The organism is Mycoavidus sp. HKI (genome assembly GCF_020023735.2).
In the GTDB taxonomy this organism is placed as follows: domain Bacteria; phylum Pseudomonadota; class Gammaproteobacteria; order Burkholderiales; family Burkholderiaceae; genus Mycoavidus.
On the sequence record NZ_CP076444.2, the window covers coordinates 454,785 to 468,466 of the forward strand.

Sequence of the window (13,682 nt, forward strand, 5' to 3'; positions counted from 1 at the left end):
CTCCTAGAGAACATCGTTATTTACGGCATTAGATTTACGGCATTGGACGAAGTTTTTTAACGCTTCGAGGTTAAAGTGGAAAATATCGTGGGCGCAGTCGATCAGATTGGCGGAGCAGGAGGCGGGGCCGAAATACTGCGAACGCGATTCTGCTAACTCTCTGTAGCCTGGGGGAAGATTGTCAAAGCGACGCACCATGCCGCATTCGTCATCATTGGCCGCATATAAAACTCGACCGATACCTACATTGATCAGGCGAATGGTGCACATCGGGCAACATTCGAGCGAGCTATATAAGCTGCACTCAGCAGGTGGCACATGTGGGTGGTCCTGTTCCAGGGCATTCAGCGCATCCATCTCGGCGTGTAGGTCACTGCGCACCTGCGGCCAGAAGGCGCGGTTGCGACCTTCGGCGATAACGCGGCCGTTATGCACGATAACCGCGCCGACGCCGTGGTTGCCTTCTGCCACTGCCGCCAGAGCTAGAATACAGGCGTATCGGACGAACGCGTCATCGGCTTGTATCTGCTGGGGTTCGGCCTGTAATTGGATCCGCAAGGCTTCTAGAGGAGAAGCAAGCAGCAGTGGCAGTCGCTCAAGGTGACGCTGCTCTGGAGTGGGGCTTGGGTCAAATAAACTCATTGCGCGGTCAGGGCTGAGCGGGCCTTCGCTTGGGCTAGGATATATGGCCCACAAGCGATAGCTGCGTTATTGTTTAGCGGCTGGTTGGCGCTGCCACAGGAAGGCGGGCAGGTCAACTCGGCGTCGAAATTAGGATTGTAGAACATGGCGATTGAGAAGCGCTGTCGACCTGGAACAGTGACAACGCGATGTCGCAGCGCCTTGAAGCGGCCGTTGCTCCAGTAGTTCATGAGCCCACCCAGAAATACGACTAAAGCTCCTTGGGTTGGCTGCAGTGGTCGCCACAGCTCAGTACTATCCTGATATTCTAGGCCTCCTGTACCATCTTGCGAGATGAAGCTGAAAGCGCCGAAATCAATATGCGGGGCCATCGGGAAGCCGTCGGCTTCCAGCGTCTGTTCCGCGTTGGGATAATGCAGTAGCCGCATGGTTGAGAGGGCATTGCCGTAGTACTCCTGGAACCACTCGTTAGGCAGCCCTAGTCCCAAGGCCAGCGCCTCCTGCAGAGCGAACCCGAAGTCCCGAAGTGCTTGGAAATAGCGTTCAACTGCGGATCGGAAGCCTGGTGCGTCGGGCCAATGGTTCGGACCGTGAAACGGTTTGTTGCCGAGCACTCGCGGGTCATCGGCTGGAATGTCGATACCGATATCAAATGCTTCGCGCAGGTCAGGGGGAAAGCCAGGCTTGCGGTTGGTCTGCAAAGCGAGAAAGCCGCGTTGCCACTGGTTTATCCCCAACGCTTGCCGCCAGGATAAGGGCTGTGCAAAAAACCAACGGGAAGCGGTGAAAGCATCCTCGACTAAGACTGGATCCACTCCGTGATTAATGGCGTAGATTCCACCGATCTCCTCAAAAGCCGTTACGATCTCCCGCCCCAAGGCTTCCCGACTGCTGTGGTTTCCGCCGCGCAGAGCGGCAAAATCGATCGTCCGTATCGGTCCGCTGACTTCTGTACTGTTCATTGAGCTCCTCCCCCCTCGCCGCTTATATGAATCGAGATAACTTATGCTACTTTTATATCTTTCCCTTCTACAGTACAAAAATTTCTATGGCACTTAAGTAAAAAATTGATTGCGTCGCAAATAACTGGCGCTGACCATTCGTCTATTCGGGTAAGCCGACAACAAACGGTATTAGCCAGTGGATGCCAGCTTGGCTATGCTCTTATAACCGGCATCCTTGCGTGCTTCTCAGTATTTGGCATCAGACGCTAGCGCCGTTTACCAAACACAAAGACTGCTCCTAAATATTCTTATTGTGTGGCAGAATATATTAATATTTTAAAAGTTGCAATAGACTGAGCAACTGCAGTTACGCTTATAAAAAGTTGCAATAGACTGAACAACTGTCGTTACGCTTATATTCTGATCAAAGGGGGAATGTATGTCTAAAGAGTCTTTGTGTAGTTACGCACGCAGCGGGATGCCTTTTAATATTGAAGATGCTGAGAAAAACTTTCCATCGGTCCAGAATTTCACGCCACTCAAGATAAAGACCCATTGCATCTATTCGCCCGGGTCTCGGCTTTGGGGCAGCCCGCCTCTCGACGAAACCTTATCCTTTAAGGACAATATGCGTAACGTCGCGCAGCATATGGCTCACTTCATTAATCTGTCGCAAGCATTCAAAGTCGACGGTTACGTGATTGACCTAGCCAATCCGAAGTACGGCAATAATATTGAGGTGTTGGCGAAGTTCACGCACGCAGTTCTGCGCTATCTGAGTGATTTGGATCCGGCGGGCGAGCATTGTATGGACCAGGAAATTGAGGATCCGGCATGGTGCTTTGCCTTTGGCGGCGAAAAGATTTTTGTCAACACCTTTGCTCCGTGCTACCCAGAGAATCATGCACGCTATAGCTTTGGTTCACAATCGACCATGATCGTCATGCAGCCACGGCACACTTTCGCGCAGGCAATGCGAGTTGGCGAGTCGTCGCTGTCGCCCTCCATTCGTCAGAGAATCCGGCGAGTTTTCAACGAAAACGACCGGGCTTACAGCGGGACGCTTGGCATGATGCCGTATGAGGCGTATCGCTGCATCCGGCCGATGCAGTCAGACGGACCGGCGGTACGCTGGTGGGAAACCTCGCTCGATGGTCTTTGACCCCATACCATCTATACTCCTAAGATCAAGTCATGACTTCTTCTATTCCTCCTTCAAAAAACCACCCGGCAGCCGCCAAAATATTCCGCCTTGGCGTTGAATCCCAGGCGGAAGCCGACATTCTCCGCCTTGACCAACTCGTTGCGCCGGCGGTTAGTTTTGACGCCTGGGTCCGACCGCTGCCTCGGCTGACGATAGCCGAAGTCCTGTCCTACCGTTCGGCCTGGGGCCGCTATGGCTTGCATCTGGACCCCATCGGCAGCGTCGCTTTTGTGCCCGGCAAGCCGCGTCAATGGGTTATGGTGCAAAAATTCGTCGCTTTTCCCGCGGAAGAATTCACCTTCGAAGCCGTGTTGTGCCCTTATCGTGCCAATTCTTGTAGCACCATTTTCTCCTACAGCTGCGTACATACAAGCACCACTTGTGATGTTTTGCTGCAGGATAAGGGGACGGAGGGGCTAGTGCTGTCGATCAATGGCAAAAAAATTGTCACTGGCTTGCACCTCGATTTTCACCAGTGGCAGCATATCGCGCTGACGTGGCGTGCCACCGATGGTCGGGTGTGTTTATATAAAGAGGACGGGGTTGCCGCCATTGCTGCCTTGGCTGAGGGGCGCACAATTGACTTTGGGCCGCCGGTCTTTGTCGGTTCATTAGCGGCGGGCGAGCACATAGCAGATGGCGGCTCTTTGGTCATTGGCCAGGAGCAGGGGACTCCTGGCGTGCTGTCCGACTTTGTCCCTGATGCCGGCTTCGTTGGCGGATTGCGCATGGTGAGATTGTGGAGTAGGGCGCATGATCTCAACACGTTGAACCACCACAAGTCTGGTTGGCTGAGTGGCGATGAGCCAGGGCTGATCGGCTGCTGGTACTTTACCCGGCGCTCTCTGGAGATCGGCGAGTGTCTGAATGCCTGCTCCAGCACTGACAACATTGGGTTAATTGGCGGACTGACAGTGGCATCGCTGTGCGACATACAGCTTTACCGTCTGCTGATCATCGCCGCTGACCAGACTGTAGCTAGCCGCGTGCCGCTGACGGCGCAGCGATGGCAGCATGTAGCTGTGACCTGTCGCGGCCAAATGGTGGGTTTGCCTGTTGACTCCAGCCTAGAGATTGACGGTATACCGGTGCCTGTTCGCCCGCTGACGGCGGCGGACGCCCCCCCTCCACAACCGCCTCATTTCCGTATTGGGCCGATGGCTAATAGCCTAATGGCGGAGTTGCGTCTGCGGCAAGCGGATAACGGCGACTTGTTGGCCCATTACACTGGTGATCTGACGCCAGACGGTCGATTGCGTGACCAGTCTGGGCGGGGCTTTGACTTGTCCGTTACTGGCGAAGTCAAACTTGAACCTCGGGACTGAACAGCGATGAGGAATCAACGTCGTGAAATCGAGCCGCTTGGCAGCTTCTTCTCGCAGACGAAGGACGGCTACGTGATTAATCCAGCCTCGCCCGAGCGGCTGGTTTCTCCGTGGCTCGAAGCGCTAGAGGAGATTCGCCAAATCTATATCCAGAAACTGGGTGAGCAGTTGCATAGCGTTTATGTTCGAGGTTCCGTCGCTTTTGGTACGGCGATCGCCGGCTTTTCCGACTTGGACAGTTTTTGTCTGGTTTACCCCCGCGGGACTGAGTGTGTTATCTGGCAAGCTTTGCCATGGTCTGATGACGCGCCTGTTCAGCGACTAGGCTTTCCTTGCGCAGTAGAATTTGTTTCGGTCACTTTCCATCACAACTTTGCGCGGGTGAACCCAATTGTCTCCATGATTATCAAAACCCAGTCATTGTGCATCCATGGGCCGGATATCGGACCGGCTTTACCGGATTGCCGCCCTGGTTTGGCAATGATGATGGATGCGGAACTCCTCGACCGGCAGCTGTCTGCTGTCGAGGCTGAGCTGACGAGCGGAAGGCCGGTTTCACCTGAGCAGGTCCAGTCACTGATGAAAAGGATTTTGCGTACTGGTTTTGAACTGGTGATGGAGCGTGAAAACCGTTATGCGACCAGTCTTTATCTGCTTTATATGTGCTTTTCAAGACATTACCCGGAACGGGAGGCTGATATGCGATGGGTCCTGGAGACTTTTCTGAACCCTGATGTATCGCCGCTCCAGCTACGCGACCGGCTCACCGATTTTGGTATCTGGCTACGCCAAGAAGTGGCTTCGGTTCTGGCTTGGGGGGTAAAGTAAGCTCAGTTTAGTGGTTTGTTTCCCGCCATAGTGTTAAGCACGGATTGACATCCTCTTCTTCCTTTCAATTTCAGTCAGAGAGATGTTAAGGGCACCGTTTTAATAAACGAATGCCCACGGTAAGTTAATTTTTCGCCTACGAAGTTTCAAATTGGGGCCATTTGATTTCAGTCGCTGGCGAAATTTGTGCTTCTAGCATCTGCATGGGTCATTTTGTAAGCTCAGCCGACTCGATGGCCCCAGACTTTAACGTTTCATCCTCAGTACTGGCTATAGCCATAGCCATCCTGAAAAAATCGGCGCCGTCAGTGATATCTTTGTTTGTATGGTTAGCCATAACTTGAAAGCGGAAACGGGCAGCTCCTTTCGCAACGGCTGGAAACTCAACCAAATTGGATAGAAGCCCGATCGTCGGTAAGCAGCGGCTAACTAGACGTGCCAAGCCCTCATTCGCTATTTTAACGGAAACGATGGGCGACGGCTCGCCGTACGTGTCAAAGTGAGAGTCGTTCAACAATTGACGCAGTAGCATTACATTGTTCATTAATTTGCGGCGCAAAGCCACGCCTTCGCCAGAAGCGGCGATGTCGAAGCACTTGCCAACAATAGCCGCTTGTGAGGGTGACAGGGCATTAGAACCAATATTGGGCGAGCTAAAATAACGTAAATACTCTTTCACACTTCGCTGGCTACTGGCAACAAAGCCTCCACTAGAGGCGAAAGTTTTTGAGAAACTGCCCATGATTACATCAATTTTTCCTATCATATTTTGCAGTTCAAGATGACCTCGCCCATTTTCGCCCAAGCTGCCGAGATCGTGCGCTACATCGACGACCAAAGTAGCGTTGAATTCGTGTGCCAACTCTTGCAGCGCTTTAAGGTCTGGGCTATCAGAGTCCATCGAGAACAAACTTTCTGTCACAACTAAGATGCCGTTTTCTGTGTCACTGGCGCGAATTTTCTCCAACTTTTCACGCGCCATTTCAAGATTATTATGGCGGAAGAAATGTACGTTCTTAGTTGCGGCTCGAGCACCTTGCTGCAGACAAAAATGAGATAGCTTATCCATGACAATATGGTCATTGGATCGGACCAAGCCTTGAATGACACCAAAGCCAGCGGCCCAGCCGGTTGGATAGAGAATAATGTGATCAGCACTGAGGAATTCCGCAATCTTATTCTCCAGTGCAAGCGATAGTGATGTATTGCCAACAAAGGCAGGCGCACCTGCGCTATGAACGCCAAAGCGTTGTATGGTTTCTATCGCTACGTTAAGCACTTCTGGATGAGAGGACAGGCTTAAATAATCTTGGGATGCGAAATTAACGCCTTCGAACAAATCTCCGTCATCGGTACGTGCCAGGCATCTACTGTGCGGCCCATTCTCAGTAGAACGGCCATATGGCCAGAGACCCGCTTGGCGGCGCGCTTGCTGCCAATTATAGAAGGCAGCAGTCCTATTAAGGAGATTAGCTCCAGGTATATGAAGAAAATCACCCATGCTGCCACTTAACACATTGAAATTATCCACAATATAGCTCCTCCTTATTTTTGTTTAAACTATGATCTGTCCTAATCAAGACGTGATCTCATTCAGGTTGGAAAATCTCCCATTGACTACAAACAACACTGTACCCATAAATCTTACTCTACACCACACCAACTTGAATGAGGCCAACTGACTGGGCGGAATTTTCGGCGTTTCCCGCTCTGTCTCTTGATCACAATTTGGATGGACGATAACCTTCAGGCTTTTGCAGAGGTTCCTTAGCTTTGTGAGCGATGACTAAACCATAGGCAAACTACTATCATCGCAAAAAAAACACTTAGTGTCACCGCTGGAACATAAACCCATCCGAACAACACGAGCGCTGTCAGGCCTAGATAACCTAGCAGAAACAAGAGCCACCACTGACGGCCAAGTCGAGGCATCCAACGGTGGGTTGCGACCCAATGATCAAAGGCGCCATGCGGAAAGCCGATGAATACGGTGCCAATTGCCAGCATGCTATACACAGTAAATCAATGGCTTGTAATTTGTTTCTTAAGATATTTATTGTGCAGGCTGGTGATTATGTGTGTAAGGATATGCCTATAAAATTTAATAAGAGAAAAAGTATTTTTAATAAAATATAAAAAAATAATAAAAAAGTCTTTTGAGAAAATATGAAATTAAGAATAAGAAGAGTTGTATTTGTGGCTATATCGACTTGATTAAAATATTTTTCTGGTTTATCTTAAGTTAAGCTTTTTTAAAAAGCTTAATATTTTTTGAAATTGAAAAAATCTTTTTTAAATTTTAAATCGAGATGAAAATGTTAATGAAACTAGCTTTGGTAGGTGCTGTGAGCATATCGCTTGTTGGTTGTGGAGGTGGTGACAGTAATGATAGTAATACTAGTCATGCTAAGGCGACTAAAGCATCTGTAGGTAGTGTATTGTCAGCGCAAAATATGATCCTTAGGCTTGGATCCAGCGAGGATGGACGAGCTTCATTGTTTCTTCATGGAAGTGGAACAATAGGTTTTATGGGTAGTGCTAAATTTAGTGTTAGAGTTTCGGAACCTAAACCTGAAACATTGCCTAGCGGTTTGTTGTATGAAATTGTAGGGGAAAGCGAGGCATATTCTTTGTTCGAGAAATGTGAATTAAAAATTCAATTAAATTTAAGGCGCGACGCGGGCTTATTACAAATTCAGCATGCAGATACTAAGGATGGAACCTACAATCCAATTCATGATGTAGAGGTTTCTGGGTACAGCGAACAAACGGCAGAAGATGGTCAAGTGTATTATTCTGTAGAGTTAAAAGCCCAAGTGTCAGGACCAGGTTATTACTTTGTTCCATTAGAAGATCTTGGTATTCTTATGCCTTCTCTGAAAAAATCTTCATAAGCTATTGTGGCAAAAGCAGCTTAACTTTATATGGGCTAAGCTTGACACTCATTCCGGCTTAGCCCAATATAAACATTGAATGGAACAACAAAACATCAACTTCACTACCGCCAACGGGGCAGACACTGAATTTCTAACGCTCGGCGACTACGCAGAACGCGCCTATCTTGACTACGCCGTCAGCGTAGTCAAAGGGCGTGCGCTGCCCGAAGTAGGCGATGGGCAAAAACCTGTACAGCGCCGCATCTTGTTCGCGATGAGCGAGATGGGGCTCGCCGCCGATGCTAAACCTGTTAAATCGGCGCGCGTGGTGGGCGACGTGCTGGGTAAATACCACCCACATGGCGATCAATCCGCTTATGACGCTTTAGTACGGCTCGCGCAAGATTTTTCATTGCGTTATCCATTGATTGACGGCCAAGGTAATTTTGGCTCGCGTGATGGAGATGGCGCTGCCGCTATGCGTTATACCGAAGCGCGCTTGACGCCAATTGCCCGGCTTTTACTGGCTGAGTTGGATGAAGGCACGGTCGACTTCATGCCGAATTATGATGGGTCGAACGAAGAGCCTAGAGGTTTGCCGGCACGCTTGCCTTTTGTATTGCTGAATGGTGCTTCGGGGATTGCGGTTGGCTTAGCCACTGAAATTCCATCTCATAATCTGCGTGAAGTGGCGCAAGCGGCGATTGCGTTGATTCGCAATCCAAAGCTTTCCCATGCAGAACTCATGACAATACTTCCTGGGCCGGATTTCCCGGGAGGCGGTCAAATTATTTCAAGCGCTGATGAAATAGCTTCTGCCTGTCAGACCGGGCGGGGCAGCCTGAAAGTGCGCGCACGCTGGAAAATCGAGGAGCTTGCGCGTGGCCAATGGCAGTTAGTGATTACCGAGTTGCCGCCGAATGCGTCGGGGCAGAAGGTGCTTGAAGAAATTGAGGAACTGACTAATCCAAAGCTGAAGTCCGGTAAAAAAACATTCACACCCGAACAGCAGCAGACGAAACAACATCTCCTTTCCTTACTCGATACGGTGCGTGATGAATCCGGGCGGGAGGCAGCGGTGCGTCTTGTGTTTGAGCCAAAATCAAGTCGTATCGAGGTGGATGAATTTATCAATACGCTGCTTGCGCAGACCAGCATGGAGTCCAATGTCGCACTCAATTTGGTGATGATTGGCACAGATGGTCGGCCGCGCCAAAAGCCATTGATAGAGATTTTGCGTGAATGGGTTGCGTTTCGTTTTGTGACGATCACGCGGCGTAGCCGCTTTCGGCTGGCGAAGATGGAGGCTCGCATTCATATTCTTGAAGGGCGGCTGATTGTCTTTTTAAATCTGGATGAAGTGATTCGTATTATTCGTGAAGCGGATGAGCCGAAGCCCGCATTGATTCATGCATTTGGTTTAAGTGAGCGACAAGCTGACGATATTCTTGAGATCCGTTTGCGGCAGTTAGCACGGCTCGAAAGTATCAAACTAGAAAAAGAGTTAGCAGAGCTGCGCGATGCGCGCACCAAGCTGCAAGAGCTGCTTGGCAGTGAGGCGGCAATGAAGCGTTTACTCATCCGCGAGATAGACGCGGATGCTAAACAATACGGTGATGAGCGGCGTACGCTGATTCAACAAGAACGGCGCGCAGTGATTGAGGCGCGTGTGGTCGATGAGCCCATCACGGTTGTTATTTCGCAAAAAGGCTGGGTCCGCGTGCACAAGGGCCATGGACTGGATGCCGCTCAATTTGCGTTTAAGGCGAGTGATCAGCTGTATGGCGCATTTGAATGCCGCACGCCAGATACTTTAATTGCCTGGGGTAGCAATGGCCGCGTTTATTCTGTCCCGATTGCAATCCTGCCCGGTGGGCGTGGTGATGGGGTGCCGCTCACGTCGTTGCTTGAGCTGGCGGCAGGCACGCAGCTTTTGCATTACTTTGCCGCACCTATTGAACAGCGGCTTTTACTGTCGATGAGCACCGGTTTTGGTTTTATCGCCAAGATTGGCGACATGGTGAGCCGTGTTAAGGCGGGCAAAGCATTTATGACACTCGATGCACAGGCCATGCCGCTATTGCCGGTGCCGTTATTGCCGCAGGCCTCATATGTCGCATGTTTATCAAGTAGTGCTCGCTTACTTGTATTTAGCCTAGATGAGCTGAAGATTTTAGCGGGTGGCGGGCGTGGCTTGACCTTGATTGGCTTGGATGACGGAGAAACGCTGGTACAAACAGCTGTTTTTGGAGCGGCTGGTTTAGTCTTGACTGGTGTTGGGCGTGGCGGGAAACCAGCCGAAGCAACTGTGTCGCTTGCGGCGCTGGCGCCCGTGCTAGGTAAACGCGCTCGCCGTGGCCGCGCGCCAGCGGTCAAGTTCAAACCAACCGGTCTGCGGCCCGCGTAAGCTTAAAATATTTTCATACAGTTGTGTCCAGCACATGCGCAATCGCTTGTGCAACGACTTCAACGTTCTTCGTATTCAATGCCGCCACGCAGATACGGCCGGTACTGACGGCATAAATGCCAAATTCTGTTTTTAAACGCTCAACCTGCTGAGCGTTTAACCCTGAATACGAAAACATGCCGTGTTGGCGGCTGACAAAGTCAAAGTCGCGTTTTGCTCCATAGTGTTTCAGCTTGGCAATGAGGCTGCTGCGCATCGATAAAATCCGGCCGCGCATTTCGCTGAGCTCTTCTTCCCAAAGCGTGCGTAATTCTGGCGAGTTTAGGATGGTCGCAACCAAGGCTGCGCCATGAGTGGGCGGGTTTGAGTAGCTGGTGCGGATCACTTGCTTGAGTTGTGATAGTACGCGCATGGCTTCGTCTTGGCTTGAGGTGATCACCGACAGCGCGCCAACGCGCTCGCCATATAGCGAAAATGATTTTGAAAATGAATTCGCGACAAAGCTATTGATGCCCGCCTCGGCAAATAGCCGGATGGCCGCAGCGTCCTCCTCGATACCTGCGCCAAAACCTTGATAGGCAATGTCAAGAAATGGAATGAGTTCGCGCTCTTTAACAATCTGAACCACTTGTTGCCATTGCTCGGGAGTCAGATCAACGCCGGTTGGATTGTGGCAACATGCATGTAATACGACGATCGTGCCTGGTGTATAAGTATTTAATGTGCTACTTAAGCCAACAAAATCAACGTTTTGTGTTTCAGCACTGTAGTAAGGATAGCTCAGAACCTCAAAGCCGGCAGCTTGAAAGATCGCGCGGTGGTTTTCCCAGCTTGGATTGCTGACCGCGACTTTTGCATTTGGGTTGAGACGTTTCAGAAAATCTGCGCCGATCTTTAATGCGCCGGTGCCGCCTAGAGATTGGGCGGTGACAATGCGACCTTGCGCGATCAGTGGTGAGGCATTGCCAAATAATAATTTCTGGACGGCAGCATCGTAAGCGGCGATGCCATCGATCGGCAAATAACCGCGGGGGATAGCGGCTTCAATGCGCGCTTTTTCTGCTTCACGCACGGCGCGCAATAACGGCAGGCGGCCTTCGTCATTAGTATAAACGCCAATCCCGAGATTGACTTTAGTTGGGCGTGTATCGGCACCAAATGTTTCATTTAGGCCCAAAATAGGGTCGCGTGGTGCAAGTTCAACGGTGGCAAAAAGAGTCATGAGGGCTGCTCAAAAAAAGGACAGGGTAGAATAAGGACATTCCGCCTAAGAACCAAAGGTACCGGTTGAGTCTATCATTCAACTGGCGCCTAGCAAGATATTACGGTTATTTAGGCTCACCCCATTATTTTATCCAAAATGACTGATTTGCGGGAAAATCAAGATAAGCTGGACGAATCGAAATTTATCACTTTCGGCGACTCCCCTTATCAATTGTACCAACCCTATCTCCCTGCTGGCGATCAGCCAGCGGCGATTGAGCAGTTGGTCAGTGGGCTTGAGGATGGTTTGTCATTTCAGACGCTGCTGGGCGTAACCGGCTCGGGTAAAACTTACACAATGGCAAACACCATCGCGCGGCTTGGCCGGCCGGCAATTGTGTTTGCGCCAAATAAAACCCTTGCGGCACAACTGTATTCAGAGTTTCGAGAATTCTTCCCACGTAATGCGGTTGAATACTTTGTCTCTTATTACGACTACTATCAGCCAGAAGCATATGTGCCGCAGCGCGATCTTTTTATCGAAAAAGATTCATCCATTAACGAACATATTGAGCAAATGCGGCTGTCGGCAACCAAAAGTTTGCTGGAGCGGCGCGATACGATCATTGTGGCAACGGTGTCGGCCATCTACGGGATTGGTAATCCAGGCGAATATCATCAAATGATTCTGACGCTGAGAATGGGCGATAAGCTCGGCCAGCGAGAAGTCATTGCGCGCTTGATCTCAATGCAATACACGCGCAATGAGACAGATTTTCAGCGGGGTACCTTTCGGGTGCGGGGCGATACGATTGATATTTTTCCGGCCGAACATGCGGAAATGGCGGTGCGGGTTGAGTTATTTGATGACGAGATTGATTCATTATATTTATTTGATCCGTTAACTGGCCATATCCAGCGCAAACTTTCGCGCTTTACTGTATATCCGTCTTCTCATTACGTCACGCCACGCGATACCGTTCTGCGTGCGATTGAAACCATCAAAACGGAGTTGCGCGATAGACTCGAATTTTTTAATGGTGCAGCAAAATTACTCGAAGCGCAGCGGATTGAACAGCGCACCCGTTTTGATCTTGAGATGCTGCAAGAACTCGGTTTTTGCAAAGGGATCGAAAACTACTCACGTCATTTTTCGGGAGCGGCTCCTGGTGAGCCGCCGCCAACGCTGGTTGACTATTTGTCACCCGATGCTTTGATGTTTCTTGATGAGTCGCATGTATTGATTGGCCAATTAAATGGTATGTACAACGGCGATCGGGCGCGTAAAGAGAATCTAGTGAACTATGGTTTCCGTTTACCGTCTGCACTTGATAACCGGCCACTTAAATTTACCGAGTTCGAGGGCAAGTTGCGCCAAGTCATTTTTGTTTCGGCGACGCCTGCTGATTATGAGCAACGTGTATCTGGGCAGGTGGTTGAGCAGTTGGTTCGGCCTACGGGTTTGGTCGATCCGGAAATCGAAGTGCGGCCAGCCCGCACACAGGTGGATGATGTCTTAGCAGAACTCCGTGAGCGTGTGCAGGTGGGTGAGCGCGTACTCATTACTGTATTGACAAAGCGCATGGCCGAGCAGCTGACCGAATTTTTGTCTGAGCATAACGTCAAAATCCGTTATTTACATAGCGATATTGAGACCGTTGAGCGGGTCGAAATCATTCGCGATTTACGGCTCGGTGTGTTTGATGTGCTGGTGGGGATTAACTTGCTGCGCGAGGGGCTCGATATTCCAGAGGTTTCGCTGGTCGCAATTTTCGATGCAGACAAAGAAGGTTTTTTGCGGGCGGAACGCTCGCTGATTCAAACCATTGGCCGCGCCGCACGTAATGTAAATGGTAAAGCGATTCTTTATGCGGACAAAATCACCGGGTCAATGAAACGGGCAATGGATGAAACTGCGCGCCGGCGCGCTAAGCAGCTTGCGCACAATCAGGCTCATCAAATTACACCAACTGGGGTGGTCAAGCGGATCAAAGATATTATTGACGGTGTCTATAACATTGATGATGCACGCGCTGAATTGAAGGTTGCCCAAGAGCGGGCGAAATTTGAGGGGATGAGCGAGAAGCAGCTTGCCAAAGAAATTAAACGACTCGAAAAGCAGATGATGGAGCACGCGAAGAATCTTGAGTTTGAAAAAGCGGCTCAAGCCCGTGATCAGCTCGCTTTACTACGGGTGCGAGTCTTTGGTGCGGATACTCACGATGCGCTGAGCAGCGCAAGCGGATGAGATAA

The 13,682-nt window shown here is 50.4% G+C and carries 11 protein-coding genes; 6 read left to right on the forward strand and 5 right to left on the reverse strand.

Annotated features, from left to right (window positions below):
* Positions 1 to 3: 3 nt before the first annotated feature.
* Positions 4 to 642 carry a nucleoside deaminase gene (locus KMZ15_RS01865; RefSeq protein WP_223693578.1) on the reverse strand — a complete coding sequence of 213 codons (639 nt, stop codon included), beginning with the start codon at positions 640 to 642 and terminating at the stop codon, positions 4 to 6.
* Positions 639 to 1,604 (reverse strand): isopenicillin N synthase family oxygenase, encoded by a 966-nt coding sequence (locus KMZ15_RS01870; RefSeq protein WP_223693581.1) that lies wholly within the window; start codon positions 1,602 to 1,604, stop codon positions 639 to 641. Before KMZ15_RS01870 ends, KMZ15_RS01865 begins: the two co-directional genes overlap by 4 nt.
* A gap of 421 nt (positions 1,605 to 2,025) precedes the next feature.
* Between KMZ15_RS01870 and KMZ15_RS01875 the strand changes: the two genes are divergently transcribed.
* From KMZ15_RS01875 to KMZ15_RS01885, 3 genes are read left to right on the forward strand one after another with little or no spacing between them, the layout of a single operon-like run.
* Entirely contained in the window at positions 2,026 to 2,748 is a 723-nt protein-coding gene (locus KMZ15_RS01875; RefSeq protein WP_223693583.1) for a YqcI/YcgG family protein, read from the forward strand.
* Between the two features lie 32 nt (positions 2,749 to 2,780).
* Positions 2,781 to 4,115: a hypothetical protein gene (locus tag KMZ15_RS01880; protein WP_223693586.1), complete on the forward strand. Its 1,335-nt coding sequence runs from the start codon at positions 2,781 to 2,783 to the stop codon at positions 4,113 to 4,115.
* 6 nt (positions 4,116 to 4,121) lie between these two features.
* Positions 4,122 to 4,943, forward strand: a complete 822-nt coding sequence (locus KMZ15_RS01885; RefSeq protein ID WP_223693588.1) for a hypothetical protein — start codon at positions 4,122 to 4,124, stop codon at positions 4,941 to 4,943.
* Positions 4,944 to 5,151: 208 nt separating this feature from the next.
* Here KMZ15_RS01885 and KMZ15_RS01890 read toward each other — a convergent pair whose 3' ends face one another.
* Entirely contained in the window at positions 5,152 to 6,474 is a 1,323-nt protein-coding gene (locus tag KMZ15_RS01890; RefSeq protein WP_223693590.1) for a pyridoxal phosphate-dependent aminotransferase family protein, read from the reverse strand.
* 236 nt (positions 6,475 to 6,710) lie between these two features.
* The gene (locus KMZ15_RS01895; protein ID WP_223693592.1) at positions 6,711 to 6,950 is read right to left on the reverse strand and encodes a Brp/Blh family beta-carotene 15,15'-dioxygenase; all 240 of its coding nucleotides are present in this window, start codon (positions 6,948 to 6,950) and stop codon (positions 6,711 to 6,713) included.
* 302 nt (positions 6,951 to 7,252) lie between these two features.
* Here KMZ15_RS01895 and KMZ15_RS01900 point away from each other — a divergent pair, with 302 nt between their 5' ends.
* Together KMZ15_RS01900 and parC are read left to right on the forward strand one after the other, a co-directional pair.
* Complete coding sequence (locus KMZ15_RS01900) at positions 7,253 to 7,837, forward strand: hypothetical protein (protein ID WP_223693594.1); 585 nt, start codon at positions 7,253 to 7,255, stop codon at positions 7,835 to 7,837.
* A 79-nt stretch (positions 7,838 to 7,916) separates the two neighbouring features.
* Positions 7,917 to 10,226, forward strand: a complete 2,310-nt coding sequence (parC, locus tag KMZ15_RS01905; protein WP_223693596.1) for a DNA topoisomerase IV subunit A — start codon at positions 7,917 to 7,919, stop codon at positions 10,224 to 10,226.
* 13 nt (positions 10,227 to 10,239) lie between these two features.
* Here the strand turns inward: parC and KMZ15_RS01910 are convergent, their stop codons facing one another.
* Positions 10,240 to 11,448 (reverse strand): amino acid aminotransferase, encoded by a 1,209-nt coding sequence (locus tag KMZ15_RS01910; RefSeq protein ID WP_223693598.1) that lies wholly within the window; start codon positions 11,446 to 11,448, stop codon positions 10,240 to 10,242.
* 138 nt (positions 11,449 to 11,586) lie between these two features.
* Here KMZ15_RS01910 and uvrB point away from each other — a divergent pair, with 138 nt between their 5' ends.
* Positions 11,587 to 13,677, forward strand: a complete 2,091-nt coding sequence (gene uvrB, locus KMZ15_RS01915) for an excinuclease ABC subunit UvrB (protein ID WP_223693601.1) — start codon at positions 11,587 to 11,589, stop codon at positions 13,675 to 13,677.
* The last annotated feature ends 5 nt before the right edge of the window (positions 13,678 to 13,682 follow it).